1 protein-coding gene is annotated in these 713 nt (G+C 65.4%); it reads left to right on the forward strand.

The features are described from left to right. Positions 1–713 (forward strand): efflux RND transporter permease subunit (locus tag AC0L18_RS32380; protein ID WP_473495742.1); only part of this gene is annotated, 713 nt, incomplete at both ends.

Raw genomic sequence — 713 nt, forward strand, 5'->3', positions numbered from 1 at the left:
GACGACGCCGTCGACATCAGGCTGCGCCTGCCCGAGGACCGGCGCACGCTGTCGACCCTCGACGACCTCAGGGTGCAGACGTCGCAAGGGTCGGTGCCGATCTCGAATTTCGTCGTGCGCAAGCCCGAGCCGACCGTCGGCATCCTCAACCGCATCGACGGCGCGCGCACCGTGGTCGTCCAGGCCAATGTCGCCGCCGGCGAGCAGGTCGCTTCTGTCCAGCAGCAGGTCAGCCAGGCTGTCGCCGACATGGATCTCGGCAGCGGCATACGCTGGAAGCTTGCCGGCTCGAACGAGGACAGCGCCGAGGCCAGCGCTTTCCTCAGCAAGGCCTTTGGCGCGGCGATCTTCCTGATCTTCCTGGTGCTTCTGATGCAGTTCAACAAGTTCACCAGCGTCTGGCTGGTGCTGTCCTGCGTGGTCATGGCGACCGTCGGCGTGTTCCTGGGATTGCTGTTGACTGGAGAGGCGTTCGGCATCGTCATGTCGGGCATCGGCGTCATCGCGCTGGCCGGCGTGGTGGTGAACAACAACATCGTGCTGATCGACACCTACGACCGGCTGCGCGAAGAGGGCTGGGACAAGATGGACGCCGTGCTGCAGACTTGCCGCGAACGTGCCCGCCCGGTGGTGCTGACGGCGGTGTCGGCGATCCTCGGCGTGCTGCCGATCGCTTTCGGCCTCGGTCTCGAAATCTTCCATCACGAGACGAC

The organism is Mesorhizobium sp. WSM4819 (assembly GCF_055811215.1).